The sequence below is a fragment of the Bradyrhizobium cosmicum genome (assembly GCF_032290525.1).
GTDB lineage: Bacteria > Pseudomonadota > Alphaproteobacteria > Rhizobiales > Xanthobacteraceae > Bradyrhizobium > Bradyrhizobium cosmicum_A.
This window is the reverse complement of sequence record NZ_JASXTA010000011.1, coordinates 41,060-66,091: the sequence shown is the minus strand read 5'-3', so window position 1 is coordinate 66,091 and position 25,032 is coordinate 41,060. Positions and strand designations below refer to the sequence as shown.

Here is a 25,032-nt window from a genome sequence, read left to right as displayed (position 1 = left end):
TTATCCGTTCGCCAGAAGCGGCAGGATGAAATCACGCAGATTTCCGCCCGCAAAGACGTGTCCCGGCAATCCGGCGGCGCGTGCCGCTTCGACGTCGGACGATCTGTCGCCGATCACGAAGCTCTTGCTCGCGTCGACGGGAAATTTCTTCAGGAGATCTGTAATCATGCCGGGCTGCGGCTTGCGCCGATCGCTGATGCGCCGGTAGCGCTCCACCAGGCCGTCCGGATGAAACGGGCAATATTCGAAAGCATCGATCCGCGCATCGCGGGCCGCCAGTTGCTCCGCCATCCAATCGTGCAGCCGATCGACGTCGGTCTCCTGATAAAAGCCTCGGGCCACGCCCGACTGATTGGTGATCACGAAGGCGAAATAGCCGGCATCGTTGACCGCCTTCACGGCCTCAATGGCGCCGTCGATCCAGAGGAATTTGTCGATCTCGAACAGATAGTCGCTGTCGACGTTCAGAACACCGTCGCGATCAAAGAAAACGGCGGGGCGCAGCACTTGGTTGATCGCCGTGCTCTCTCGGTCTCGGGACATTTCGGCTCAACATTGCGTTCTCTGTGGGCGGGCAGGCCGCTAATGCGGCCCCGTCGCCCTCTCGCTAAGTATCACGATTGTGTTCCAGGTCCAATCTGTCCCGGCACTCTCGGCGCGCCCGTTTCCAGGCCGCGCCCGGGGTTGACCAGCGAGGGGCGATATGGCCAAGAAGAGGGTCGGGTGCGCTTCGCTCGGCGTTTCGTGTGCATCCGTCCATGTCAAATGCTACGGGAACAAGGTTGGCCATGACTCAACGTGTTGCTCTGATCACCGGCATCACGGGCCAGGACGGCGCGTATCTCGCCGAATATCTGCTGTCGCTCGGCTATGTCGTGCACGGCATCAAGCGACGCTCGTCCTCGTTCAACACCGCGCGGGTCGATCATCTCTACCAGGATCCGCATGTCGGCAACGTGCCGTTCCTGATGCACTACGGCGACATGACGGACTCGACCAATCTGATCCGCCTGGTGCAGCAGATCCGGCCGACCGAGATCTACAATCTCGCGGCCCAAAGCCACGTCGCCGTCAGCTTCGAGAGCCCGGAATACACCGCCAACGCCGACGGCATCGGCGTGCTGCGGCTGCTCGAGGCGATCCGCATCCTCGGCATGGAGAAGCAGACGCGGTTCTACCAGGCCTCGACCTCGGAGCTCTACGGTCTTGTCCAGGAGATCCCGCAGAAGGAGACCACGCCGTTCTATCCGCGCTCGCCTTACGGTGTCGCCAAGCTCTACGGCTACTGGATCACGGTGAACTACCGCGAAGCCTACGGTATGTTCGCGTCGAACGGCATCCTGTTCAACCACGAGAGCCCGATCCGCGGCGAGACGTTTGTGACCCGCAAGATCACCCGCGGCGTGGCGCGGATCGAGGTGGGACTCGAGGACACTCTTTATCTCGGTAATCTCTCGGCCAAGCGCGACTGGGGCCACGCGAGGGACTATGTCGAGGGCATGCACAAGATCCTGCAAGCCGACAAGCCTGACGATTTCGTGCTCGCCACCGGCGAGATGCACTCGGTGCGTGAGATGGTCGAATTGTCGTTCGCGCAGGTCGGCCGCCGCATCGCCTGGCGCGGGGCGGGCGTCGAGGAGACCGGCATTGATGAGAACAGCGGCAAGACCGTGGTGAAGATCGATCCAACTTATTTCCGGCCGACCGAGGTCGATCTGCTGGTCGGCGACGCCGGCAAGGCGCGAAAAGTGCTCGGCTGGACGCCGAAGCGAACGTTCACCCAGCTGGTCGAGGAGATGATGGCGAGCGATCTGGCGGAAGCAAAACGGGACGCGGCCAGTGGCAAGCGCAGCGTTTGAACTCAAGGGTAGGACCGTCTAGGTCGCCGGCCATCGCGGCAATGGTCGGCAGCGCGATTGTGCGCTAGCTGGCACCCGAGGATGTCCAGCTCGTCACCGCAGACCGGCGCGAGCTCGATCTCTGCGACCAGGCCGCCGTGTTCGACTGGTTCGCCAAGGCGCGGCGCAAGTGATCTTTCTCGCCGCCGCCAAGGTCGGCGGCATCGTCGCCAATGACACGCTGCGCACCGAGTTCATCTACGACAACATCGCGATCGCGGCGAACGTGATCCAGGCAGCGCATCAGAACGGCGCCGAGAAGCTGATGTTCCTCAGCTCGTCCTGCATCTATCCGAAGCTGGCGCCGCAGCCCCTGCGCGAGGACTCGGTGCTGACAGGCCCGCTGGAGCCGACCAACGAGCCCTATGCGATCGCCAAGATCGCCGGCATCAAGATGGTGGAGGCCTATCGCAGTCAGTACGGATCCGACTTCATCAGCGTGATGCCGACCAATCTCTACGGCCCCGGCGATAATTATCACCCCGAGCTGAGCCACGTCGTCGCCGCGCTGATCCGGCGCTTTCATGAGGCGAAACTTTCGGGCGCGACGAGCGTCGTGGTGTGGGGCACCGGCACGCCGCGGCGGGAGTTCCTCTATGTCGATGACATGGCGGATGCCTGCGTGCATCTGATGAAGAGCCATTCCGGCGCGGAGCTGATCAACGTCGGCACCGGTGAGGACATCACCATCGCCGAGTTCGCGCGCGTCGTCGCCGAAATCGTCGGCTATCGCGGCGAGATCAGTTTCGACACCTCGCGGCCCGATGGAACGCCGCGCAAGCTGCTCGACGTCGGCCGTCTCGAAAGGCTCGGCTGGCGCGCACAGACCTCGATCGAGGACGGCCTGCGGCTGACTTACCAAGCCTTCTTAGAAAAAAAACGAATCGACAGAGCGGGATAGGAAGTAATCGCGAGCCGACTCATTCAGCAGGTGGCAAAGATGTAGCTTTCCGGACCGTGGGTGCGTTTGTCTCCGTCGAAAATACGCAGAGCGGTTTGGTTCGAAAGATGACGCCGTTCTCGGTTCCGGGATCTGGCAGATATCGATGACATAGACGATGCCGTTGCGTGACGCATATCGCCGACACAAAAACGGCGATTGAGAATGTCTCAAACCAGAAATTCGGGACGCTGGCCGCGCGATCGCGGCGGACCATGTCAGAGGTGATGTTGACCTCCGCCATGGGGGCCGGGGGAGTGGCGGCTGCGATCAGCCTCGGTTAAGCGCCGTGTTTACCGCCCGCTTCCAAGCGTCTGGCTGGTCCGAGCCCGCGGAGCGATGAGACGGACATCAACAGAACTAACCTGGAAAGCGCTAATGTCGGATTAATCCGCGCTCGAGAATCGGACGCGCCGGGCTGATGGCAACTTCCGAACCACCTGACCAGAGAGTTGCTGTCTGCGGCGGCGGCATCTTCCGTCGCCAAAACGCTCCCAACTCTTGCCGTAGAACGCATGAACTGCATCTGGTCGACCGAGACGTGGTTACCCTTCTTGCATTGATCGTACCAGCGCGGCGCGAGAAACATCACGCGCCAGCCAGCCGAGTTGGCGAGGTTAGGCCCGAACGCCTGAATGCCATCACGAGCAGGTACAGATCGCGCCGCATGCGAGGATCGTTGGGGTGACGCGATGGGCGTTTACGATCGGTTGGTTTCGCCTTCGCCACCACCTCGAAATGGACGTGTCTTGTTCCGGTCCGGTCGGCTGCGTCTTGGGATGCACGGAAATATGTTTGGCGCTCAGCAGAGCCGGAATGTCGGCGGGGGCGAGCTTCCCGGTTGCCACCATCTCGTCCGTCCTGAACTCATCAACGATGAATGACTTGCCCGCTTGCCTGCAAACAAGCTTGATCGTGCAGGCGACGTCCCCCGGGATTGCCGCCACGACCTTAGCTTCGTTCAAAATGTTATGTTCGCTTGCATACAGCGACTCCCGGAACTCGGGGCTTAAGAAAAGAAGAGCCGTTTCCTGCCGATCGGTCAGGATCAGCCTCAGCAGAAGAGCGAGGACCATCGCATCCCGGCAACGATCGGGCCCAATCATTCTCGCAACGTAGCTCGACTCCATGCGATTGAAGGTGACGCCGAGGCCGATTGCCACGGCGAAGACCAAATCGAACTCGGCATTCCCGAAAATGCCGTGGCCCAACCATTGCACGATGCAGGCGACAAGCCCGACGCCGATGTGCAGGGCGGTAAACCTTGCGGGCGTGGAGCGGTGATCGAAAATCGCCCATGCAGCCCAGATCAGCAGCGCGAGCGCAGACCATTGCAGATGCCCCACGTTCGTCAGAACATTCGACCAACTGTATTGTCGTGGAGCCAGCAGATCGGGTATGAAGTTTGGCCCGAACAGGGCGACGCAGGCGAGAAGTCCGGCCAGGGTTGCCAAGCTGCTCACGAACGTCGCTCTGACGGCTTCCCGGTTCGATGAGAGGAAGAGCCAGCAGAGCGCCGTTAGTGGGACCCCAATGATGTTGTGCTTCCAGAAGCCCGCGACGACCATGAGCAATAGCGCGGGGACTGGAGAGCGGTTCTGCTGGCAAAGCCGAAGGAAATACACGAGCGCCGCGCCCATGATAGCGAGGCCAGCAAGTTGCGGATCGTTCGTGCCGATGTAGATGGTCGAGTTGCGCGCCATCATCGCGACATACCACAGCGCCGCAACGGCGCCGCCAAGGCGGCCCAAGGCCAAAATCCGGACCGAAAGAAATACCTCCAGGGCCAGCGCCGCCAGGGCCAGCAGCGAGAGCGCGCGCCCCACAAACAGGTTGTCCATACCCAGCAGCTTGCCGAGCGCCCCGATCACATAGAACGAGAGCGGCGGGTAGTTATTGCCGGCAAGGCTATCTGGCCCTGGGTAGATCGGCCGCCACGCAGCCGCCGCGTCCTGCCAATAGGCGTTCCACGACTCCGTAGGCCAGATTTCAATCAAGAACTGAGCGCGCCAAATTGGCCAAGTGAGGAAATAGGCGCCAGCGAGCGACAAGAGCGCGATGTAAACGACCGCGCGCGTGGACACGCGCGACAAAGGTCGCGTTTCCGCGACGGCAATCGAGATAACCAAAGGAGCCCCCGCCCCAATTTATAAAAAGCAATCGATGGAACCATAGGACGCCGCGGGGCAGCGACGCAATCGGGTAAATCCCGGTGTTGGAAACATAGTGAAAGGCGCAAGTTGGGCTTAGGCGCTGTTGCCGAGCGGCCTCCTATCCTGGCACATCCGATCTGGGCCGTGAGCGCACCCGCTCGTCGACCAGCACCTCGGTGATGGCATCGCGCGATGGAGAATGCTGATTAGCCGGTCGATGGTGGCCGCTGCGTCGCGCTCGCGCGTCGGCCAGCGCGATCATGGTGAGGTCATAGCTCTGCTCGATCTGCTCGGCGGGGATCAGCCGGGCCATGTTCATGATGCTCGCTCGTCGGGTTTCTTCTCGGCCTGCCGCTCTGCTTTTGCAGATAGCCCCGACGGCGCTGCAGCTGGTAGATCAGATCAAGACCAAGCTCCTTATTTCTGGGTGATGTCGTCCCGGTCATGGCAACGATATGTGCTCAACTCTCCGAGGTCGGCACCGGTCTTCCATGCGGCTTGCAGGTCTTCGACCACCATCTCGGACCATGGTTCGCCGGTGTGAATGTCAGGGACATGTTTAGGGATGAACCACGTCGGCCCCGATCGTTTCGCCATCTCCTCGCGCGCATCTCGCTTGTAGGCCATCATAGGTCCTCCCGCAGACATTTGAAGAACGGATGCCGGCCCTTGCCCTCTGGCGACTTGCCCCGATACTCGACCTCCGCAAGCAGCTTCGGCTCGACCCAGATGCCCTTGTGCGCGACCCGCTTGGCATAAGGCTGACTCTTCCGGATCGGGGGCTTCAGCCGCTTCCGCAGCTCGGTCGGCTGGGTGCCATGTCAAACAAACTTTCCCGCTGCTGGCTGTGGCCATCACCATCGGGCTTATCCTGCCTTCGTGATGGTGCGGCAGAACTTACGTCGATCCCGACCGGCCGATGAGATCCTTCATTGGCCCGATTCGAGTCTGCGATCGGCGCTAAGCTACTCGCGCCGGCATTCTCGGTTGGCGAGCAAACGTACAAGTGTTCTGCGGTGGGCTATGCATCGTCGTATCGAAAAAACCGAAGTGAAGCTTGCATCGTCGGGCAAAACAGTGGTTCATAGGGCGCTGGTCCAATCGCGAATGGAGCCCAGCTCATGGCCGATGAATGTAAAGCTGTCAGATCTGCCTGAGGTAGCTAAGCTTAACGGAGAATTCCGAAGAAATTACGGGAAGCTTCTCGGAGCTTCCTGTACCTGCGCTCCATCAGCGCCGCCCGCGGGCGTTCCTTTGGACCGCGTTGCTTTCGGCCGCTTGCTCTGCGGCCCTGGCGTGGCTTGGGAGGCGGGGCGTGTTTCTGTAAGCCGCCGGCTGATAGCTTGAACAAGGCCATTGGCCGTTTTGAACCGCATAATTCCCCGTCGCGCTCGCGCTGCCTCGGAAAAGCGGATCGTACGTTTCACTTTGCCGTCAGTCGGCAACAGCACGTAGTCGAGTACGGACTTGTTGTGCTCGGACAATCTTATGGCGGCGATCCAGCCGTCGGGAAGGCACCCCTCGCGCTCAATACTCCAGAGTGGTGCATGGTTTGGCTTTTGGCCGGGAGTCCAACGAGCAGCCCTGACCGAAAGACAGGTCGTCCCGTTGACAAGTAGGCAATCGCTCCAGCCCCCCGGACTGATGCGTCCGCCCGCCGCTCGAATCGCGGACGCGGCCTGTACGAGAAGCTTGGCCCTTAGCTCCGACCAAAGAGGACGTGAGTCGAGGAATTCGTAGTTCCGCTTCGGTGCGTATCCGATTAGTCGATATAGATTCCGAAAACTGCCAAAGTGGGTTTGACAGGTCGCAGAGCAGGGAAGTCCTGGAGTTCTATCGATAATTGCCGGGGTAAGGCGCCCTTCTCTGAGAAAAACTCGGCGCAGCCGAACGAGCATTTCCTCCTCTGAAAGGTCGACGCGGCGCTCCTCGATAATTCTCCTGACGCTGAAGAAGACCTCGCGATCAATGATGGGTTCGATGCAACCTTCGCTTCTGATCCATTGTTCAGGAGGATTTGGTCACGGCGTTCTGTCGTAACTTGCGAGACTTTCGGTTGAAGATGAGGTTTCCGATATAGCTCTCGTTTCTGAGAAGAATACCAACTGCAGCACGCGTCCATGGCGTCTCTGTGCTCGAGACGAGCCCCTTCTGGTTGAGCTCCCAAGCAATCACGGTTTCAGACCTGACCTCCAGGAACCTGTCGAATATCCACTTCACAACGGCTACCTCCCTCGGATCGCCCGGCCTTATCCGAATGTGGTCCGTGAGGATGTACTTGCGGTCACCCTTTCTCATCACCCCTCTTGTTTGCATCTTTTCATCAACGAGCTCTCGCACCAGCGCGTAGCCCGCACGACAGCAGGGCTTGTATCCAAGCTGACACAAGCGATTTTCAGATGTAGGTTGGTCGACAGTCGCCGTTTCGGTCCGAGCAAATGATGAAAAGAGCGCTAACCGGCATCGCCATGCTGCTTCTGCCTATAACGTGCCTGAACGCTGGATCAACGATCGTCGGCGCGGGCTCTCAGTCGTGCACCGCCTGGATGAACCGGAAGAAGAACCTCGTCGTAAAGGGAGCGTTCGAATCCTGGGTCATGGGCTTCGTCAGCGGGCTCAATGTCAGTGGTGACAGAGAAATTGTGGGCCGCGGTGATTTCACCGCGATTATTGCTTGGATGGACCGGCGCTGCAAATCTAATTCCTCGGATCAGATTGGGGTGGCAGCTCTGGATCTAGCGATGGAGTTGGCAGGTAACGCGGCGAAGCGCTGATCTCGTCAGGCCCGCCGGTTCACGCTGGCGCGCCGCTAACTAAAGCAGGCCTGTTCTCACGGGGCTTCCTTCAGGGTCCCGATCCGGTCCAGCGCCCACAGCAATTCGCGGAAGGAGTGCGGCCCAATCCTTCCGGCTAGCGCCTTCTCGCTTTCGGCGATCGCCGGCCGCAAGCGACCCAAGAGTGTGGCGCCGGTCCCGGTCAAATGGAGCTCGTAGTAGCGGCGATGGACGGCGGAGGCGGAGCGCTGCACCAGGCCGCGCCGCTCCAGTTGGTCCACCAGCCTCCCGATCCCTGCGCGCTCAATCGACAACGATTGCGCGATGGCGAGCTGATTGGCGCCTGGATTGGCCTCGATCACCGACAGCACGAAGAATTGCGACGGGCTGATCTTAAAGACGGCGAGCCGCCGGCTGGCCTCTTTGAGGAGCAAAAGCTGGGCCCGTCGGATGTGATAGATGAGCAAATGGGACAGATCTGCGGAGGCAAGCAGCTTGGGCGGCGCAGGCTTTGCAACTGGCGCCGATCGCGGCACAATGCGCGACAGCTTGGCGAAGCGCGCAGTCTGCGGCGGCTTTTTGGCGATCGGATTTTTGACACCGCCCTTTTTTGTCTTCATGGGCACCATCTTTCACAACCCGGCGCAGGTGTAGGAGCGTCGCCGCTTTGCGCGCATCAGGGACGACATCGTTGCCAGGAGATAGCTAAAGGAGAACTGCGATGGTGCAGCAACCGAGACGGAAGGTTCATCAGATCAGCCTGCGCGCCTTAAGTTACCAAATGTGAAACTCTATCCTCGAGTTCCGCTTGCGCGTCCCTAAGCTCCTCAACGCCCGCCGCAGCACAACCGTGCATTCGCCGTATGCTCGGGCAGTGAGTTTGAACATTCCGGCCCTGCCAAGACTCTCCTACGACAGTATCGTAGCCTTGATCGCCGTGTTGCAGCGGCGCCACCGGTTTGATCGCGGCAGAGGCGCGGACGCCATTCAATGGCAACATATTCCGTCTGCCGAGTTCGTGCTGCTCTAACTGGATCGACCGTGCTCCGTCAGGACAGGAAAGCTGTTGCGCAATCGCGAGATATTCGAAACGAACATTCGATTTTCATCTCGTCTGCGCAATGCCTCAAGGTTGGGAGAGAAGGCGGACGTGCGATTTTATCCAGATCGCCTCCTATTCGCGGCCTGTTATCGGCATTAACAGCAAAGTGCGGTAGCGATGCCGAAGCCGCGGAAAACATTACCAAAATCCGGCTAGGTCCCATATTTGTGGACTTGGTGAGAACCTGTTTTTAGTCCATCTTTTTGAGAAATTCCCTGTTATGCCGCCCTGGCGCACAGTGGACGATCGGTCTCTTACCGTTCGTCCGCGATCACCTTACCGTCGTTCGGCAGCGCACCCGGGTTCACCAGCTCGACATTGCCGCCGAGTTTCGTCACCGCGCGCAACGTGCCGGCGATCTCGTCGCGTAGCGCCTCGCTCGCGGCTGCCGTTTCGGCTTTCAGCGTCATGGCGTCGCTCTCGCCCTGGCGCGTGACGACGAGGCGCATGCGCCCGAGCGCGGAATGGCGCTTGCCGATCTCTGCAACCTGCTCGGGGCGAATGAACATGCCCTTGACCTTGGTGGTCTGGTCGGCGCGACCCATCCAGCCCTTGATGCGCATGTTGGTGCGCCCGCACGGGCTCATGCCCGGCAGCGCCGCGGTGAGGTCACCGAGTGCGAGCCGGATCCAGGGATGATGCGGATCGAGCGAGGTCACGACGATCTCGCCGACGTCGCCGGGCGCCACGGGATCTCCGGTGCCGGGCCTGACGATCTCCATGATCAGGTCCTCGTTCACGACCATGCCCTCGCGCGCCTCGGTCTCGAAGGCGATGAGGCCGAGATCGGCGGTGCCGAAGGCCTGGTAGGCGTCAATGCCGCGCGCCTTGACCTCGGCCTGGAGCGAGGGCGGGAAGGCCGCACCCGAGACCAGCGCGCGCTTGATTGAGGAGACGTCGCGCCCCGCGCTTGCTGCGGCATCGAGCAATATCTTCAGGAAATCGGGCGTGCCGCTGTAGCCGACCGGCCGGTAGGCCTCGATCAGTTCGAATTGCTGCTCGGTATTGCCGGGCCCGGCCGGGATCACCGCGCAGCCGAGCGCGCGGGCCGAGGCGTCGAAGATGAAGCCGCCGGGGGTGAGATGGTAGCTGAAGGTGTTGAGCACGATGTCGTCGGCGCGGAACCCCGCCGCAAACAGTGCCCGCGCGCCGCGCCAGGGATCGGCCTGCCGGCCCTCCGGCTCGAAGATCGGGCCGGGGGAGGTGAAGAGGCGGGCGAACGAGCCCGGGGCAGCTGCCACCAAGCCGCCGAAGGGCGCGGAGGCCTTGTGCAGGGCGGGCAGCTCGGACTTGCGCAGCACCGGCAGGCTCGCCAGCGCCGCCCGGGAGGTCACTGCGGCCGGATCGACGCCCTTCAGCCGCTCGGCATAGGCCGGCGCGGCCATCGCGCCGCGCAGCACCTGCGGCAAGCGGGCGAACAGCTTGGCCTCGCGCGCGGCCGGCTCGCACGTCTCGAAGGCGTCGTAATGGGCGGTCATGGCTGGTCTTTCCGGGTTGGCATCCGTTGCGCGCCGCCGCCGGCATGGCTATCAGACGGCCATGGGCACGGCTTGAAGAGGACGCGATGGCGGACGAAGGAATGATTGCGGCGGACGTCGTCGCGCGCCTGAAGCGTCGCATGATCGACGAGGCGCTGCCGCTGTGGTCGACGGTCGGCTGGGACCACGAAGCGGGTGGTTTCATCGACCGGCTGCATCGCGACGGCTCGGCGGACGCCGCCGCGCCGCGCCGCATGTTCGTGCAGGCCCGCCAGATCTGGTGCTACGCCAAGGCGGCGCAGCTGGGCTGGTATCCCGAGGGGCGCGTCATCGCGCTGAAGGGGCTGGAATACCTGTTGGCACGCGCGAAGGCGCCCGACGGCAAGCCCGGCTACGTGCACCGGTTGACGCCGGAAGGCGCGGTGCTGGATGGCCGGCGCGATGCTTACGACCACGCCTTCATCCTGTTCGCGCTCGCGGCCGTCTACACGCTCGACGGGGATGCGCAAATTCGCGCCGAGATCGATGCGCTGCTCGCCTTCCTCGACGGTCATCTGCGCTCGCCGCATGGCGGCGTGCACGAGAGCCTGCCGGTGTCGCTGCCGCGCCGGCAGAACCCGCACATGCATCTGTTCGAGGCGATGATCGGGTGTTTCGACGCGACCCACGATCTGTCGTTCCAGAACCGCGCCGGCGAGTTTTTCGCGCTGTTCCTCGCCAATCTCTACGACAAGCAGAAGCGCATCCTGACCGAATATTTCGAGGAAGACTGGTCGAAGATCGAGCCGGTCAGCGTCGAGCCCGGCCATCAGGCGGAGTGGGTCTGGCTGCTGAAGGGATTTGAACGCATCACGGGATGCCCGACCGGGCAGCGCCGCGCCGAGCTGCTGGCGTCCGCGCTGCGCTATCGCGACGGGGCGACCGGCTGCCTCACTGATGAGGGCGATGACGCCGGCAACATCCGCTGTAGCACGCGCAGGCTGTGGCCGCAGACCGAGATCGCGAAGGCGTGGATCGCACAGGCCGAGTCCGGCGAGGCCGGAGCGGCGGATGAGGCGCGCGCGGCGCTGGTGCGGCTCGAACGGCATTATCTCAGCCACCCCGTGAAGGGCGGCTGGTACGACCAGTTCGATCGCGACGGCAAGTCGCTGGTCGACACCATTCCTGCGTCGTCGTTCTATCATGTTCTCTGCGCAGTCACGGAAGCGGAGCAGGTGCTCTAGGATTAGAGCCAGCGCTTGCGCCGCTTGAAACTCTTGAGATTCTTGAAGCTCTTGCGCTGGTCGCCGGCGCCGCCGAGGTAGAACTCCTTGACGTCCTCGTTGTCGCGCAATTCGTCGGCGGTGCCGTCGAGCACGACCTTGCCTTGCTCCATGATGTAGCCGTGGCTCGCCACCGACAGCGCGGCGCGCGCGTTCTGCTCGACCAAGAGGATGGTGACGCCGAGGTCGCGGTTGATCTTCTGGATGATCGAGAACACCTCTTTCACCAGCAGCGGCGACAGGCCCATCGACGGCTCGTCCATCAGGATCATCTTCGGGCGCGCCATCAGCGCGCGGCCGATCGCGAGCATCTGCTGCTCGCCGCCGGAGAGATAGCCGGCAAGACCGGTGCGCTCCTTCAGGCGCGGGAAATAGTTGAAGACCATGTCGAGATCGGCATCGACCTCGCGGTCCCTGCGGGTGAAGGCGCCGAGCTTGAGGTTTTCCAGCGATGTCATGTCGGCGACGATGCGGCGGCCCTCCATCACCTGGAAGATGCCGCGGCGCACGATCTTGTCGGGATCTATGCCGTTGATACGCTCGCCCTCGAACAGGATCTCGCCGCGCGTGACCTCGCCGTCCTCGGTCTTGAGCAGCCCCGAGATCGCCTTCAGCGTCGTCGACTTGCCGGCGCCGTTGGCTCCCAGCAGCGCCACGATAGCGCCTTTGGGCACGTCGAGGCTGAGGCCCCGCAGCACCAGGATGACGTCGTCATAGACGACCTCGATGTTGCGCACGGCAAGCAGGGGCGGTGCGGCTACGACGGTCGGGGAGGTGCGCGCTGTTTCGGCGATCTCGTTCATTCTTCATAACTCCGCTGTCGTCGCCCGGCTTGACCGGGCGACCCAGTATTCCAGAGACGCCTGACGTTCCCCGAGGGGGCGCGGCGTACTGGATCCCCGCCTTCGCGGGGGATGACAGTTGCGTGTGTAGGGATAGTGAGGCTCACCACCCCAGCAGCTCCGGCTTGCGCGGCAGCTCGATGGTCTTGACCTTCTCGAGCTTGATCGTGCCCTTGCCCATGAGATCGTTGAGGTCGCCGTCGGTCGCGCCCGCGATCTTGGTGCGATAGAGGTCGACTTTCAGCGTGCCGCGGTGATCCTTGTCGGTCCAGGTCGAGGGATTGCAGACGCCTTCCATGCCCGCCGGCACCCAGTCCTTCTTCTGGTAGAATCCCTTCACGACGTTGTCGCCGGTGGCGCCGCCGTTCTTGGCGGCCCAGTCGAGCGCCTCCTTCATGTACATCGCCGAGCAGACCGCGGCGACGTAGTGCACCGGGCGGTAGACCTTGCCGGTGGGATCGGACATTTTCGAGATCTCCATCAGCGTCTTCATGCCGGGCGCATCGCCGCCCCAGCTCACTGCGGTACGCAGCGGGAAGATCACGCCGTTGGCGGCGTCGCCCGCGGTCTTGGCGGCGTTCTCGTCCATGCCCCAGACGTTGCCGAGGAACTGGATGTCGACACCGGCGCTCTTGCAGGCCTTCATCACCGAGATGTTGGAGGCCGCGGTGTTGCCGAGATAGGCGTAGTTGGCGCCCGAGGATTTCAGGCTCAGGCACTGCGCGCTGTAGTCACCCGGCGCCAGCGCGAACACCAGCGGCGGCAGCACCTCGAAGCCGAGCTCCGTCGCCATTGCTTCACCGGCGGCCTTCGGTGCGTTTGGATAGGGATGGTTGGCGCCCATGTGAACGAACTTCGGCTTGCCGGGCTTGCCCTTCGCCTTCCAGTCCTCGGCCGCCCACATCAGCATCGCGCGCAGCGAGTCCGAATAGCTCGGGCCGTAGAAGAAATTATAGGGTGCGGGCTTGGCCTTGCCGCTGACGCCTTCGGGATCGGTGAGGGCCGCGGCGTAGGAGCCCGACATGTCGGGAATCTTGTCCTGGGCAAGGAATCCGGTCAGCGCCTCGGTGTCCGCCGTACCCCAGCCCATGATCGCCGCGACCTTGGAGTCGGGTGCCGACCATTTCTTGTAGAGCGCGATCGCGCGCGGCACCTGGTAGCCGTAATCGTTGGTGTCGACGTTGAGTTGCTTGCCGCCGACGCCGCCGTTCTTGTTGACCCACGCAAACGTGTCGGCGACGGCCTGGCCGAAGGGGGTGCCGACATCGGAAGTGCCGCCGGAATAATCGGCGAGGTGCCCGATCGCGATCTGCGCCTGCGCGCCTGCCGAGAATGCGGCGATCATGAGGGCGAGCGATGCGGTGCTCAAAAGGGACTTCATCTTCATGGGTCGGTTCCTCCTGTTTATTGTTTAAGTGAAGCAGCCCGGCTCAATGCGAGAACGGGTAGAGTTTCCAGTACGCCTTGATCTGCCGCCAGCGATGGGCAAGTCCGTCCGGCTCGAACATCAGGAACGCGATGATGATCACCCCGATCGCGATCTCGCGCAGGAAGGTGATGTTGGTGTTGAGCGACAGCGCCTTGTCGATCGCGCCGCCCTTCAAATAATGGCTGATGAATTCCATCGCCTCAGGCAGCAGCACCACGAAGGCGGTGCCCATCAGTGTGCCCATGATAGATCCGGTGCCGCCGATGATGATCATGGCCAGGAACAGGATCGAGCGCTCGATGCCAAAGCCTTCCTGGGAGACCACGAGCTGGTAGTGCGCATAGAGCGCGCCCGCGATGCCGGCGAAGAAGGCGGCGAGGCCGAACGACAGCGTGCGATATTTGGTCAAGTTGATGCCCATGATCTCGGCCGAGAGATAATGGTCCCGGATCGCCACCAGCGCGCGGCCGTCGCGCGTGCGCATCAGGTTGGTGACGAGGATGTAGCTCGCCAGCACATAGGCCAGCACGACGTAGAAATACTGCTTATCGCCGCGCAGCGTGTAGCCGAAGATCGAAAACGGGTTTGCGCTCGCCGGCACCGAGCCGCCGGTGAACCACTCGGCGCGGGAGAAGAAGTCGAGCAGGATGTATTGCGCGGCCAGTGTCGCGATGACGAGATAGAGCCCCTTCAGCCGCGCCGCAGGGATGCCGAAGATCAGGCCGACCAGCGCGGTGACGACGCCCGCGAGCGGGATCGCGAAGAACACCGGGATCGGCGCATTGTTCGAGATGTAGGCCGAGGTGAAGGCGCCGAGCAGGAAGAAGGCGGCGTGCCCGATCGAGATCTGGCCGGTGAAGCCGACCAGGATGTTGAGGCCGAGCGCGGCGATCGAGAAGATGCCGATCTGGATCAGGATGCTGAGCCAATAGCCGGCGAGGAATTGCGGCGCGAGGCAGAGCAGCAATGCCCCGGCGATCGCAAAGTTGCGGCTGGTCGTGGTCGGAAAGATCGTGGTGTCGGCCGCGTAGGAGGTGCGGAAGTCACCAGCGGGGATGAGGGCAGGGCCGGCCATGGGTCAGATCCGCTCGATGTCGTGGGTGCCGAACAGGCCGTAAGGCTTGATCATCAGCACGATGATGAGGACGTAGAACGGCGCGATCTCGTAGAGATTGCCCCAATGCAGATACTCGCTGTCGACATATTGCGCGACGTTTTCGAGCAGGCCGATGATGATGCCCCCGAGCACGGCGCCGCCGACGGAATCGAGCCCGCCGAGGATCGCCGCCGGAAACACCTTGATGCCGTAGCCGGCTAAGCCGGATGAGACGCCGTTCACCACGGCAACGACGACGCCCGCGACTGCGGAGACCGTCGCCGATATCGCCCAGGCCATCGCGAACACGCTTTTCACGGAGATACCGAGCGACTGTGCCACCTGCTGGTTGAACGCGGTGGCGCGCATCGCAAGGCCGTATTTAGAGGCGCGGAAGAACCAGGCCATGCCGATCATCATCGCCACGGATACCACGAGGCTCATGACGTAGACGGTCTGGATCTGGAGTCCGAACAGGCTGACCGACTGGCTCTCGAACACGCGTGGGAACGGCTGCGGGTTGACGCCGAACATCCACTTCAGCGTCGCCTGGAGCACGGTCGAGAGGCCGATCGTCACCATGATCACCGAGATGATGGGTTCGCCGATCATGGGCCGCAGGATCAGGACCTGGATCGCGATGCCGAACACGAACATGAACACCAGCGTCATCGGCATGCCGATCCAGAACGGCACCTGGTATTTCGCCAGCAGCGCCCAGCAGACCCAGGCGCCGACCAGCAGCAGCTCGCCTTGCGCGAAGTTGACGACCTGCGTCGCCTTGTAGATCAGCACGAACGACATCGCCACGACGCCATAGAGGGTGCCGACCACGAGGCCGTTGACCAGGAGCTGGATAAGGAAGGCGGTGTTCATATGATATGCTGTCCTTCGCCTCTCCCCGCTTGCGGGGAAACAGTGCGTCGATTGGCGCTCTGCATCGGAAGTGAGCTCACTCCGCAGCCTCCGCCAGATGCCCGTGCCCGCCAAGATCCACCACGCGCAGCGTCGTTCGCACCCGCTGCGTGGTGCCGTCCTGGAAGCGGATCACGGTGTCGACGGGGATGTCGGCATCGCCGCGATAAATCGCGTCGATGATGCCGGCGTATTTCTCGTTGATCACGCTGCGGCGCACCTTTCGGGTGCGGGTGAGCTCGCCGTCGTCGGCGTCGAGCTCCTTGTAGAGCAAGAGGAAGCGCGAGATGCGCTGCGCAGGGGGCAGCGTGGCGTTGACGGTCTCGACCTCCTTCTTGAGCAGGGCATAGACCTCGGGCCGGGAGGCGAGGTCGCTGTAGGTCGTGAAGGAGAGGCGGTTCTTCTCCGCCCATTTCGAGATGATCGAGTAGCGGATGCAGATCATCGCCGCGAGCGCATCGCGGCCGGCGCCCAGCACCACCGCTTCGGCGATGTAGGGCGAGAATTTCAGCTTGTTCTCGATGAACTGCGGCGAGAAGCGCTCGCCGCGCGAGGTCTCGGCGAGATCCTTGATGCGGTCGATGACGACGAGTTGCTTGTTGTCGTTGAAATAGCCGGCGTCGCCCGACAGCATCCAGCCGTCCCTGATGTCGGCGACGCTCGCCTCGGGGTTCTTGTAATAGCCGAGGAACATGTTGGGATGCCGCACCACGATTTCGCCGACGCCGTGGACATCGGCGTTGTCGATGCGGATCTCAACGCTGTCGGCCATCGGTACGCCCGTCGTGTCGGGGTCAACCTTGCCCTCGGGATGCAGCGTGTAGGCGCCCAGGAGCTCGGTCTGGCCGTAGAGCGTGCGCAGCGGCACGCCCATGGCCTGGAAGAACTTGAAGGTCTCGGGCCCGAGTGCCGCGCCGCCAGTCGCGGCCGAGCGCAGGCGGCTGAAGCCAAGCCGGTCGCGCAGCGCGCGGAACAGGATCGCGTCGGCAAAGCCCGAGCGCTGGCCCTGTTCGAGCGCGGCAAGGCCCGACTTCATACCGATATCGAACAGGCGCTGCTTGAAGGGCGTTGCATCCATTACCTTGGCGCGGACGTCTGCGGCGATCGATTCCCAGACGCGCGGCGCAAACAGTACGAATGTCGGCGCGATCTCGCGCAGATCGTTCATCATGGTCTCGGGCTCTTCGACGAAGTTGATCTTCATCCGGCAGAGCAGGCCTTTGCCGAGCACATAGACCTGTTCCATGATCCAGGGCAGCGGCAGCACCGAGACGTATTCGTCGTCGGGGCCCTTCGGATCGAAGGCGAGATAGGTCGCGCAATGGCCGAGCACGCGGCCGGCGGCGAGCATGGCAAGCTTGGGGTGCGAAGTCGTGCCTGACGTGGTGCAGAGAATCGCGACGTCCTCGCCCTTGGTCGCATCCACCAGCCGATCGTACAGCTCCGGTTCGCGTGTGGCCCGGGCACGGCCGAGCCCGGCGAATTTCTCCGCCGACATCAGACGCGGGTCGTCATATTTGCGCATCCCGCGCGGGTCGGAATAGATGATGTGCTTCAATCTCGGCACGCGCTCGGCCAGCGCCAGCAGCTTGTCGACTTGCTCCTCGTCCTCGGCGAAAACGAGCTGAGCCTCACCATAGGTGAGGAGATAGGCGGCTTCCTCGTCCAGCACGTCGCGATAGAGCCCGAGGCTCAAGCCCCCGATCGCATGGGTCGCCACTTCCGCCGCAACCCAGTCCGGCCGGTTGTCGCCGATGATGCCGATGACGTCGTCGCGTCCCAGGCCCAACTCGACGAGGCCGAGTGCAAAGTCGCGCGCGCGGGTGTTGTAATCGTTCCAGGTGAAAACGCGCCACAGCCCGAGATCCTTTTCTCTCAGCGCGATCTCGTTGCCGTGCTCCTTCGCGTTGAGCCGGAGCATCTTCGGATAGGTGTCGGCCTGCGCGACGCGGCCTGCGTAATCCATCATGCCGCGCTCTCCCGCGCTGGCGGAGCATCGTCGGGATCGACCAGCACCTCGTCCTCTTCGCCGAGATAGGCGCGCCTGACATGGGGATCGGCAAGAACCGCAGCCGGGTCGCCCTCGGCGATCTTGCGGCCGAAATCCAGCACCATGACGCGATGGGAGATGTCCATCACCACGCCCATGTCGTGCTCGATCATCACCACCGTCATCCCGAACTCCTCGTTGAGATCGACGATGTAGCGGGCCATGTCCTCCTTCTCCTCGAAGTTCATGCCGGCCATCGGCTCGTCGAGCAGGATGAGGCGCGGCTCCAGCGCCATGGCGCGGGCGAGTTCCACCCGCTTGCGCAGGCCGTAGGAGAGGGTGCCGGCGGGGGCTTTACGCACCGACTGGAGATCGAGAAAGTCGATGATCTCCTCGACCTTGCGGCGGTGTTCGAGCTCTTCCTTGCGCGCGCCGGTGAGCCAGTACAGCGAGCCGGTGAGGAAATTGTTCTTCAAGAGGTGATGGCGCCCGACCATGATGTTGTCGAGCACGCTCATGTGGTGGAACAGCGCGAGATTCTGGAAGGTGCGGCCGATGCCCAGGGAGGCCCGCGCATTCGGCGTCAGGCCGGTGATGTCGCGTTCCCCGTAGAAGAGCTGGCCTTCGGTCGGCTTGTAGCGGCCGGAAATGCAGTTCACGATCGAGGTCTTGCCGGCGCCGTTGGGGCCGATGATCGAGAACAGTTCGCCGTCCCTGATGGCAAAGCTGACATCGGTCAGCGCACGGACGCCGCCGAATCGCAAGGACACGCCGCGCACTTCGAGATTGGTAGCCACCAAACAAATCCCTCCCGGTGATGGCGCATTCAGCGGCGCTCTTCGTCGGTTCCTGTCGTGCGATCCTAGTACGGCCGTGCCGGTGAGGCCATGCAGCAGATGGTCTCCACCGAAAGCCGCGCCGCTTTCTTCCTGTTTGGGATCAAAAGCCGCATCGCCCGAGGTGGTCCTCAATAGGGGAAAGCGCTATTTTAGAATGTCTCCCGGCTGACAATTCTGCGACAAAGTTTTTCGGGTCGCCGCGGCCTTCGTCTTTCGTCGGATGGATATCGAAGCGGTCGTGTTGCAGTGCAACAGAAGAATGGAGCGACGAGAACGGTGCGGTTGGCTTCGGGATCATGATTTCAGAGGATCAACTGAAGCGCGTCGCCGCCTGGTCGCGCGAGCTCACGCAAGCGGAGATCGAGGTCGCCCGTGCCGGCATCACGGAGCGGTCCTACGGCACCGGCGAGACCGTGTTCATGCGCGGTGACACGTTCGACTATTGGGCGGGCATGGTCTTTGGCCTTGCCCGGATGGGCGGGGTCTCACGCGACGGCAAGGAGACAAGCCTGGCGGGGTTGACGGCGGGAGCCTGGTTCGGCGAGGGCAGCGTGCTCAAGAACGAACCGCGCCGCTACGACGTCGTCGCGCTGCGCAACAGCCGCGTCGCCCTGATGGAGCGCAGCGCCTTCATGTGGCTGTTCGAGAACAGCGTCGGCTTCAATCGTTTCCTGGTGCGCCAGCTCAACGAGCGGCTCGGCCAGTTCATCGGCATGCTCGAGGTCAACCGCACGCTGGATGCCACCGCGCGCCTCGCCCGCAGCATCGCCTCGCTGTTCAACCCGATCCTCTATCCGGAATCGACCGCGCATCTGGAGATCACCCAGGAGGAGATCGGGGCGCTCTCCGGGATGTCGCGCCAGAACGCCAACCGCGCGCTGAACCGGCTGGAAAAAGAAGGGCTGCTGCGGCTCGAATATGGCGGCGTCACCATCCTCGACGTCGAGCGGCTGCGCGGATATGGGGACTAGCGCGCGTTGGCGGGGGCATGTACCGGCCAGAGATCGGCGCGCCAGCGGATCGCGACCGCCTCCTCCACAGGCACATGTCGCGGTCACATAGTCTTCATCTTGCTGTGGCCCAACAGGTTCGCGGGCGCGGGGGGATCGGAGCGATTGCAGCATGTGGGTACAGTTGCCGAGGTTTGCCGCGCAGTTTTTTTGTTTCGTGTTTCTCGTGAGTGCCATGGTCTTGCCGGGGCAGGCCGGACCGCAGGACATGCTGGCGCTGATGCAGCGCATTACGGCGCTGGCCAAGGAGGGCCGATATGGCGAGGCCGTCGGTCTGGCCAGGAAGCTCGTCGTTGAGGCCGAGAAGAGCACAGGGCGGCAGTCGCCCGTGACGGCAACCACGCTGGTCGTGCTCGGCCAGACGCTCCAGACGCAAGGCGACGCCACAGAGGCCGAAAGCGTCCTGCGGCACGCGCTCGCAATCCGCGAGAAGAGCCTTGGTCCCAATCATCCCGATGTCGCGGCCGTGCTGGGTACGCTGGGCCAGATCGAGCTGGGCCAGAATCGGCTCGGCGAGGCCGAGCGCGATATGTCGCGCGCCATCGCCATCGACGAGAACGTGCTGGGTTCCGGCCATCTTACGACAGCGCTGGCGCGCATGCAGCTCGGCACTCTCCGTCACCGCCAGATGAAGGAGACCGAGGCGCTCGAGCTGTTCAATCGCGCGCTCGATGTGTTCCGGAAGTCGCCCGGCCAGGCCGAGATCATGATCCCGGTGGCCTTGAACAACATCGCGGAAGTCAACCGCGCACTGGGCCGATTGCAACAGGCGGAAGCGAATTTCGCCGAAGCGTTGGTGCTTCAGGAAAAGCAGCACGGCCCTGATAGCATCTATCTGGCCGCCACGCTCAACAACCTCGGCGAGCTCCGGCGCGCGCAGGGGCGGTTTCAGGAGGCCGAGCAACTGGCCCGCCGGACTTTGGCCATCAGGGAAAAGGCGCTCGGACCCGATCATCCCGACGTCGCCGCGAGCCTCAACAATCTTGCCCTGGTGTTTTCGCGCGAGGGCCGGGACGCCGAGGCCGAGGGGCTGCTGACGCGCGCGCTCGCGATCCAGCAAAAGTCCTTTGGCGCGGCGCATCCGAACGTGGCGACGGCTCTGAACAATCTTGCCGAGGCCTGGGCGCATCTCAACCGCGGCCGAGAGGCCGAACAACTCCTCCGCAAATCGCTGGCGATCCGCGAGAAGGCTCTCGGTTCGACACATCTCGACGTCGCGATCGCGCTCGACAATCTGGTGACACTGATGGGTGACGGCGATCGTTACGCCGAGGCCGAACCGTTCGCGCGCCGCTCGCTTGCCATACGCGAAGCCGCGCTCGGCGGCTCGCATCCGCTGGTCGCCAACAGCCTCAACAATCTCGCCGTCGTTCTGGACAGCACCGGCCGGCAGCAGGAGGCCGGGCCGCTGCTGCGGCGCGCGCTGGATGTCCGGCTGCGGGCTCTCGGCGAGCAGCATCCCGATGTCGCCAACAGCTTCGCCAATCTCGGTGCGCATTATCTCGACCTGAAGGATTGGCAGCAGGCTCGCGACGCGTTCGCCCGCGCGGTGGCGATCCAGAGCAGCCACCATGCCGCTGAGTTCGGCGGGGAGAGCCGAAGCAATCTGAAGGCCCGCGAAGACACCAATCCCTATCCGGGACTGATCGTCGCCGCCTACAATCTTGCGAGCGCAGCCAATGGCGGGCAGGCGGGCGCGCTGCGGTCGCAGGCGTTCGAGGCAGCGCAATCGGTGACGAGCAGGCCGCACGAGCGATCGCAGGAATGTCGGCCCGCATCGCCGACGGGCGCGGCGATCTGGCGGCCCGCGTCCGCGAGCGGCAGGATCTCAGCCAGCAGGCCGTTGCGGTCGACAGGATGCTCGTCGCGGCGATCTCGCGAGCCGATAACGCACGCGACGCGGCGGCGGAACAGGCCCTTCGATCTCGGGCTTCGGCCATCGCAGGTCAGATCCGGGAGTTGGATCGGACGATCGCCGCGCAGTTTTCGGACTATGCGGCGCTGGTGACCAAGGCGCCCATTGCGATCGAGGACGTCCAGAAGCAGCTTCGTTCCAACGAGGCGATGCTGTTGTTCACCACGACGTCGCGTGCCACCTTCGTCTGGACAGTGACGCGCGCCGATGTGCGCTGGCACGCGGCCGAGCTCGGTGAGAAGCAGCTCATTGAGGCGGTCGGCGCCTTGCGCTGCGGTCTGGACGCAGAGGCATGGCTGGACAAGGCGTCCACATGTGCGCAGAAGCTCGGCCGCAAAAATTCGCTCGGCGCAGACGAGCCATTGCCGTTTGATCAGGAGCGCGCTGTTGCGCTCTATCAGGCGCTGCTCGGCCCGGTTGCGCGCGACATCGATGGCAAGGAGCTGATCCTGGTGCCGTCGGGCCCGTTGGCAACGCTGCCGTTTCAGGTCCTGTTGACTGAGAAGCCGGACGCAGGTGGGGATCGCACGAAGGTGCCCTGGCTGGTCAGGCGCTTTGCGACGACGGTCTTGCCATCCGTCTCCAGTCTGAAGGCCCTGCGACAGGTCGCACGCAAGACCGCAGCGTCGAAACCGTTTCTCGGTGTCGGCAATCCCTTGCTCGATGGCGATGGCAGCAGCGATCTTTCGATGGCGCGGGCCAAACTGGCGCGCCAGATCCAGACCTGTGCCGCCATCCCGCCGCAGCCGGCCCAGGTCGCGCAAAGGAACTTGCGCGCCGTGGACGCGCTGTCGGGCGGCACGGCCGACATTGCGCAGCTCAGGCGCCAGATGCCACTGCCGGAAACCGCGCTCGAACTCTGCGCCGTGGCAAACACCTTCTCGCCCGTCAAAGGCGATGTCGTCCTCGCTGGAGATGCCACCGAGACCAAGATGAAGGCGCTCGGTCAGAGCGGCGATCTCGCGAAATATCGCGTCCTGCATTTTGCGACGCATGGCGCGCTTGCAGGGCAAGTGCGTGGATCGATCGAGCCCGGGCTTATCCTCAGCCCGCCAACGGCGCCGACATCGACCGATGACGGGTATCTTTCGTCATCCGAAATCTCGGGTCTCAAGCTCGATGCCGACTGGGTGATCCTCTCGGCCTGCAACACCGCCGGCGGGCAGGCGGCGAATTCGGAGGCGTTCTCCGGTCTGGCGCGGGCCTTCTTCTATGCCGGCACACGCGCTTTGCTGGTGTCGCACTGGGCGGTGAACTCCGATGCGGCGGTTGCCATCACCACGGGCACGATCGACGCCATGAATGGCCATCCCGATGTCGGCCGCGCCGAGGCGCTGCGTCGTTCGATCTCGGCCCTGGTCGCGAAGGGTGGCGAGAATGCTCGGCCTGGAACATGGGCGCCGTTCGTGCTGGTCGGGGCCAGCGCCATGTAGCGGATCAGCGTGCTGCGGCCGGCTTCCGCTCCGCCAGCGCCGCGGCCATCGCCGAGATCAGCGGCCGCATGAAATAGGCTTCATCGGCCGGCGACACGTCGGTGCGCAATCCGTTCGCGGCAAGCTCGCCCGAGACTGCAGGTCCCACCGAGGCGATCAGTGTGCGTTCGAAACCGGCGCGCAGCTTCGCCTCGCTGCCATGCGCCTTGGCGGTTTCGATCAGCCGGCGGACCTGGCCGAGATTGGTCAGTGCAATGGAATCGATCCGCCCCTCGGCCATGTCGTCGATGGCGGCGACGATGCTCGCGTCCGCTGCCTTGGAATCGTAGACGTAGGGCAGCACGGTATCGACCTCCGCGCCTTGCGCAGAGAGTGCGCCGGTCAACGCGCTATGGTCCTTATCGGGGTAGAGTTGCACGCCGAGGCGCCGCCCCTTCAGATCGAGCTTACCCAGCATCTCGATGATGCCTTCGGTGGTCGGCTTCTCCGTCATCTGCTGCTGCTCGAGCCCGATCTCGCGCAGCGCCTTGCCGGGTTTCGGCCCGCGGGTAAATTTTCGCGATTTTGCCAGGGCCGCGACAAAAGCCTGATCGAGCCCGCGAGCGCGCGCGAGCTTCATGACCCGCCGCAGGCCTTCGCCGGTCATCAGCACGAGGTCGTCGAAGGGTCTGTCGATGGCGCGGCGGACCCAGGCCTCGACCGGGGCGGGGTCCGGTGCATCCTCGATGGTGAACATCGGGCATTGCACGACCTCGGCGCCCTGTTCGGCCAGCAGCTTGGAAAACTGCGCCTCCTCGCGCGTTTCCAGGATGAGGATGCGGGTGCCGTTCAAGCGGTCGGCCATGGGCGTGCTCCGGTCAGAATTTCAATGGTACGTTCATCCTGACTCCGCGGTCGGGATTGGCGCAAGGCCGGGGTCGGTGATAGAGCAGGGCGCAAATCGCGGCTCGTTCGGCAGCCGTTGCACAAACCTTCATCAAGAGCCATTGTTTCAACAGTCATGCCCGATCACCAATATGTTCTGACCCTGTCCTGTCCTGATCGTCCCGGCATCGTCTCGGCGGTGTCGACCTTCCTGGCCCATAACGGACAGAACATTCTCGACGCCCAGCAGTTCGACGACGTCGAGACCAAGAAGTTCTTCATGCGCGTGGTCTTCACCGCCGCCGACCTTGCGGTGGAGCTGTCGGCACTCCAGACCGGCTTTGCCGCGATCGCCGAGCGTTTCGGCATGGAGTGGCAGATGCGCGACCGCGCCGCGCATCGCAAGGTGATGCTGCTGGTGTCGAAGTCCGACCACTGCCTGGTCGATATCCTCTATCGCTGGCGCACCGGCGAGCTGCCGATGACGCTTGCCGCGATCGTCTCCAACCATCCGCGCGAGGTCTATGCCGGGCTCGATTTCGGCGGCGTTCCGTTCCACCATCTGCCTGTCACCAGGGAGACCAAGCGCGAGCAGGAGGCGCAGATCCTCGATCTCGTCGCCGGGACCGGGACCGATCTCGTCGTGCTCGCCCGCTACATGCAGATACTGTCGGACGATCTGTCGGCAAAGCTGTCGGGACGCTGCATCAACATCCACCACTCGTTCCTGCCGGGCTTCAAGGGCGCAAAGCCCTATCACCAGGCCCATGAGCGCGGCGTCAAGCTGATCGGCGCCACCGCGCATTACGTGACGCGCGACCTCGACGAGGGCCCGATCATCGACCAGGACGTCGAGCGCATCAGCCACCGCGATACGCCCGAGGACCTGGTGCGCAAGGGCCGCGACATCGAGCGCCGTGTGCTCGCCCGCGCGATCCGGTACCATCTCGACGACCGCGTCATCCCCAACGGCCGCAAGACCGTGGTGTTCATGGATTAGGCACCGTTATTCCGGGGCGCCTCGAAGAGGCGAGCCCGGAATCTCGAGATTCCGGATCTGGTCCTTCGGACCATCCCGGAATGACGATCGCG

At 63.3% G+C, this 25,032-nt stretch carries 23 protein-coding genes and 1 pseudogene; 9 read left to right on the top strand and 15 right to left on the bottom strand.

Going from position 1 to position 25,032, the window contains the following annotated elements:
- Positions 1-543, bottom strand: a complete 543-nt coding sequence (locus tag QSV46_RS20475) for an HAD family hydrolase (RefSeq protein ID WP_314955440.1) — start codon at positions 541-543, stop codon at positions 1-3.
- Between the two features lie 245 nt (positions 544-788).
- On the opposite strand from QSV46_RS20475, the gene gmd reads away from it, so the two are divergent.
- Both gmd and QSV46_RS20465 read left to right on the top strand, forming a co-directional pair.
- Positions 789-1,859 (top strand): GDP-mannose 4,6-dehydratase, encoded by a 1,071-nt coding sequence (gene gmd / locus QSV46_RS20470; RefSeq protein WP_314955437.1) that lies wholly within the window; start codon positions 789-791, stop codon positions 1,857-1,859.
- Positions 1,860-1,980: 121 nt separating this feature from the next.
- A complete protein-coding gene (locus QSV46_RS20465; RefSeq protein ID WP_314955908.1) occupies positions 1,981-2,799 on the top strand; it encodes a GDP-L-fucose synthase in 819 nt (272 codons plus the stop codon).
- 680 nt (positions 2,800-3,479) lie between these two features.
- On the opposite strand, the gene QSV46_RS20460 is transcribed toward QSV46_RS20465, so the two are convergent.
- The 5 genes and pseudogenes from QSV46_RS20460 to QSV46_RS20440 form a co-directional block, all read right to left on the bottom strand.
- Entirely contained in the window at positions 3,480-4,931 is a 1,452-nt protein-coding gene (locus tag QSV46_RS20460; protein ID WP_314955434.1) for a hypothetical protein, read from the bottom strand.
- A gap of 178 nt (positions 4,932-5,109) precedes the next feature.
- On the bottom strand, positions 5,110-5,310 hold the full coding sequence (locus QSV46_RS20455) for a hypothetical protein (RefSeq protein WP_314955431.1): 201 nt from the start codon (positions 5,308-5,310) through the stop codon (positions 5,110-5,112).
- Positions 5,311-5,408: 98 nt separating this feature from the next.
- Complete coding sequence (locus QSV46_RS20450) at positions 5,409-5,621, bottom strand: hypothetical protein (RefSeq protein WP_314955428.1); 213 nt, start codon at positions 5,619-5,621, stop codon at positions 5,409-5,411.
- Positions 5,618-5,794: pseudogene (locus QSV46_RS20445) on the bottom strand (DNA ligase); the annotation flags it as partial. The gene QSV46_RS20450 and the pseudogene QSV46_RS20445, both read right to left, overlap by 4 nt.
- 1,204 nt (positions 5,795-6,998) lie before the next feature.
- The gene (locus QSV46_RS20440; protein WP_314955426.1) at positions 6,999-7,289 is read right to left on the bottom strand and encodes a recombinase family protein; all 291 of its coding nucleotides are present in this window, start codon (positions 7,287-7,289) and stop codon (positions 6,999-7,001) included.
- A 143-nt stretch (positions 7,290-7,432) separates the two neighbouring features.
- On the opposite strand from QSV46_RS20440, the gene QSV46_RS20435 reads away from it, so the two are divergent.
- On the top strand, positions 7,433-7,765 hold the full coding sequence (locus QSV46_RS20435; RefSeq protein WP_314955423.1) for a hypothetical protein: 333 nt from the start codon (positions 7,433-7,435) through the stop codon (positions 7,763-7,765).
- Positions 7,766-7,821: 56 nt separating this feature from the next.
- On the opposite strand, the gene QSV46_RS20430 is transcribed toward QSV46_RS20435, so the two are convergent.
- Positions 7,822-8,232 (bottom strand): MarR family winged helix-turn-helix transcriptional regulator, encoded by a 411-nt coding sequence (locus tag QSV46_RS20430; RefSeq protein WP_314955420.1) that lies wholly within the window; start codon positions 8,230-8,232, stop codon positions 7,822-7,824.
- On the opposite strand from QSV46_RS20430, the gene QSV46_RS20425 reads away from it, so the two are divergent.
- Positions 8,225-8,419 (top strand): hypothetical protein, encoded by a 195-nt coding sequence (locus tag QSV46_RS20425; RefSeq protein WP_314955418.1) that lies wholly within the window; start codon positions 8,225-8,227, stop codon positions 8,417-8,419. The genes QSV46_RS20430 and QSV46_RS20425 overlap by 8 nt on opposite strands.
- Before the next feature lie 702 nt (positions 8,420-9,121).
- Here the strand turns inward: QSV46_RS20425 and QSV46_RS20420 are convergent.
- Entirely contained in the window at positions 9,122-10,345 is a 1,224-nt protein-coding gene (locus QSV46_RS20420) for a phenylacetate--CoA ligase family protein (protein ID WP_314955415.1), read from the bottom strand.
- An 86-nt stretch (positions 10,346-10,431) separates the two neighbouring features.
- Here QSV46_RS20420 and QSV46_RS20415 point away from each other — a divergent pair, with 86 nt between their 5' ends.
- Positions 10,432-11,568 carry an AGE family epimerase/isomerase gene (locus tag QSV46_RS20415; RefSeq protein WP_314955414.1) on the top strand — a complete coding sequence of 379 codons (1,137 nt, stop codon included), beginning with the start codon at positions 10,432-10,434 and terminating at the stop codon, positions 11,566-11,568.
- Positions 11,569-11,570: 2 nt separating this feature from the next.
- On the opposite strand, the gene QSV46_RS20410 is transcribed toward QSV46_RS20415, so the two are convergent.
- The 6 genes from QSV46_RS20410 to QSV46_RS20385 all read right to left on the bottom strand — a co-directional run bounded on the left by QSV46_RS20410 (position 11,571) and on the right by QSV46_RS20385 (position 18,676).
- Complete coding sequence (locus QSV46_RS20410) at positions 11,571-12,410, bottom strand: ABC transporter ATP-binding protein (RefSeq protein WP_314955411.1); 840 nt, start codon at positions 12,408-12,410, stop codon at positions 11,571-11,573.
- Positions 12,411-12,552: 142 nt separating this feature from the next.
- Positions 12,553-13,836, bottom strand: coding sequence for an ABC transporter substrate-binding protein (locus tag QSV46_RS20405; protein ID WP_314955408.1), 1,284 nt, complete (start codon positions 13,834-13,836; stop codon positions 12,553-12,555).
- A 43-nt stretch (positions 13,837-13,879) separates the two neighbouring features.
- On the bottom strand, positions 13,880-14,953 hold the full coding sequence (locus QSV46_RS20400; protein ID WP_314955404.1) for a branched-chain amino acid ABC transporter permease: 1,074 nt from the start codon (positions 14,951-14,953) through the stop codon (positions 13,880-13,882).
- Between the two features lie 3 nt (positions 14,954-14,956).
- Complete coding sequence (locus tag QSV46_RS20395; protein ID WP_314955401.1) at positions 14,957-15,850, bottom strand: branched-chain amino acid ABC transporter permease; 894 nt, start codon at positions 15,848-15,850, stop codon at positions 14,957-14,959.
- Between the two features lie 76 nt (positions 15,851-15,926).
- Positions 15,927-17,858 carry a long-chain fatty acid--CoA ligase gene (locus QSV46_RS20390; RefSeq protein WP_314955398.1) on the bottom strand — a complete coding sequence of 644 codons (1,932 nt, stop codon included), beginning with the start codon at positions 17,856-17,858 and terminating at the stop codon, positions 15,927-15,929.
- Positions 17,855-18,676, bottom strand: coding sequence for an ABC transporter ATP-binding protein (locus QSV46_RS20385; protein ID WP_314955395.1), 822 nt, complete (start codon positions 18,674-18,676; stop codon positions 17,855-17,857). The genes QSV46_RS20390 and QSV46_RS20385 overlap by 4 nt, the downstream gene beginning before the upstream one ends.
- Before the next feature lie 338 nt (positions 18,677-19,014).
- Between QSV46_RS20385 and QSV46_RS20380 the strand changes: the two genes are divergently transcribed.
- The 3 genes from QSV46_RS20380 to QSV46_RS20370 all read left to right on the top strand — a co-directional run bounded on the left by QSV46_RS20380 (position 19,015) and on the right by QSV46_RS20370 (position 23,076).
- Positions 19,015-19,689 carry a Crp/Fnr family transcriptional regulator gene (locus QSV46_RS20380; protein ID WP_247505597.1) on the top strand — a complete coding sequence of 225 codons (675 nt, stop codon included), beginning with the start codon at positions 19,015-19,017 and terminating at the stop codon, positions 19,687-19,689.
- Positions 19,690-19,903: 214 nt separating this feature from the next.
- On the top strand, positions 19,904-21,736 hold the full coding sequence (locus QSV46_RS20375; protein ID WP_314955905.1) for a tetratricopeptide repeat protein: 1,833 nt from the start codon (positions 19,904-19,906) through the stop codon (positions 21,734-21,736).
- Entirely contained in the window at positions 21,688-23,076 is a 1,389-nt protein-coding gene (locus QSV46_RS20370) for a CHAT domain-containing protein (RefSeq protein WP_314955390.1), read from the top strand. Before QSV46_RS20375 ends, QSV46_RS20370 begins: the two co-directional genes overlap by 49 nt.
- Positions 23,077-23,080: 4 nt before the next feature.
- Here QSV46_RS20370 and QSV46_RS20365 read toward each other — a convergent pair whose 3' ends face one another.
- Positions 23,081-23,920, bottom strand: a complete 840-nt coding sequence (locus QSV46_RS20365; protein WP_314955388.1) for a uroporphyrinogen-III synthase — start codon at positions 23,918-23,920, stop codon at positions 23,081-23,083.
- Positions 23,921-24,076: 156 nt separating this feature from the next.
- Here QSV46_RS20365 and purU point away from each other — a divergent pair, with 156 nt between their 5' ends.
- On the top strand, positions 24,077-24,940 hold the full coding sequence (gene purU, locus QSV46_RS20360; protein WP_314955385.1) for a formyltetrahydrofolate deformylase: 864 nt from the start codon (positions 24,077-24,079) through the stop codon (positions 24,938-24,940).
- Positions 24,941-25,032 lie beyond the last annotated feature (92 nt).

Bases quoted from the DNA above. Each gene is read 5' to 3' on its own strand.
- QSV46_RS20455 (WP_314955431.1), bottom strand. From the start codon at position 5,310: ATGAACATGGCCCGGCTGATCCCCGCCGAGCAGATCGAGCAGAGCTAT.
- QSV46_RS20405 (WP_314955408.1), bottom strand. From the start codon at position 13,836: ATGAAGATGAAGTCCCTTTTGAGCACCGCATCGCTCGCCCTCATGATC.
- gmd (WP_314955437.1), top strand. From the start codon at position 789: ATGACTCAACGTGTTGCTCTGATCACCGGCATCACGGGCCAGGACGGC.
- QSV46_RS20375 (WP_314955905.1), top strand. From the start codon at position 19,904: ATGGTCTTGCCGGGGCAGGCCGGACCGCAGGACATGCTGGCGCTGATG.
- purU (WP_314955385.1), top strand. From the start codon at position 24,077: ATGCCCGATCACCAATATGTTCTGACCCTGTCCTGTCCTGATCGTCCC.
- QSV46_RS20365 (WP_314955388.1), bottom strand. From the start codon at position 23,920: ATGGCCGACCGCTTGAACGGCACCCGCATCCTCATCCTGGAAACGCGC.
- QSV46_RS20390 (WP_314955398.1), bottom strand. From the start codon at position 17,858: ATGATGGATTACGCAGGCCGCGTCGCGCAGGCCGACACCTATCCGAAG.
- QSV46_RS20475 (WP_314955440.1), bottom strand. From the start codon at position 543: ATGTCCCGAGACCGAGAGAGCACGGCGATCAACCAAGTGCTGCGCCCC.
- QSV46_RS20410 (WP_314955411.1), bottom strand. From the start codon at position 12,410: ATGAACGAGATCGCCGAAACAGCGCGCACCTCCCCGACCGTCGTAGCC.
- QSV46_RS20425 (WP_314955418.1), top strand. From the start codon at position 8,225: ATGAGCAAATGGGACAGATCTGCGGAGGCAAGCAGCTTGGGCGGCGCA.
- QSV46_RS20415 (WP_314955414.1), top strand. From the start codon at position 10,432: ATGGCGGACGAAGGAATGATTGCGGCGGACGTCGTCGCGCGCCTGAAG.
- QSV46_RS20435 (WP_314955423.1), top strand. From the start codon at position 7,433: ATGAAAAGAGCGCTAACCGGCATCGCCATGCTGCTTCTGCCTATAACG.
- QSV46_RS20420 (WP_314955415.1), bottom strand. From the start codon at position 10,345: ATGACCGCCCATTACGACGCCTTCGAGACGTGCGAGCCGGCCGCGCGC.
- QSV46_RS20440 (WP_314955426.1), bottom strand. From the start codon at position 7,289: ATGAGAAAGGGTGACCGCAAGTACATCCTCACGGACCACATTCGGATA.
- QSV46_RS20450 (WP_314955428.1), bottom strand. From the start codon at position 5,621: ATGATGGCCTACAAGCGAGATGCGCGCGAGGAGATGGCGAAACGATCG.
- QSV46_RS20400 (WP_314955404.1), bottom strand. From the start codon at position 14,953: ATGGCCGGCCCTGCCCTCATCCCCGCTGGTGACTTCCGCACCTCCTAC.
- QSV46_RS20395 (WP_314955401.1), bottom strand. From the start codon at position 15,850: ATGAACACCGCCTTCCTTATCCAGCTCCTGGTCAACGGCCTCGTGGTC.
- QSV46_RS20380 (WP_247505597.1), top strand. From the start codon at position 19,015: ATGATTTCAGAGGATCAACTGAAGCGCGTCGCCGCCTGGTCGCGCGAG.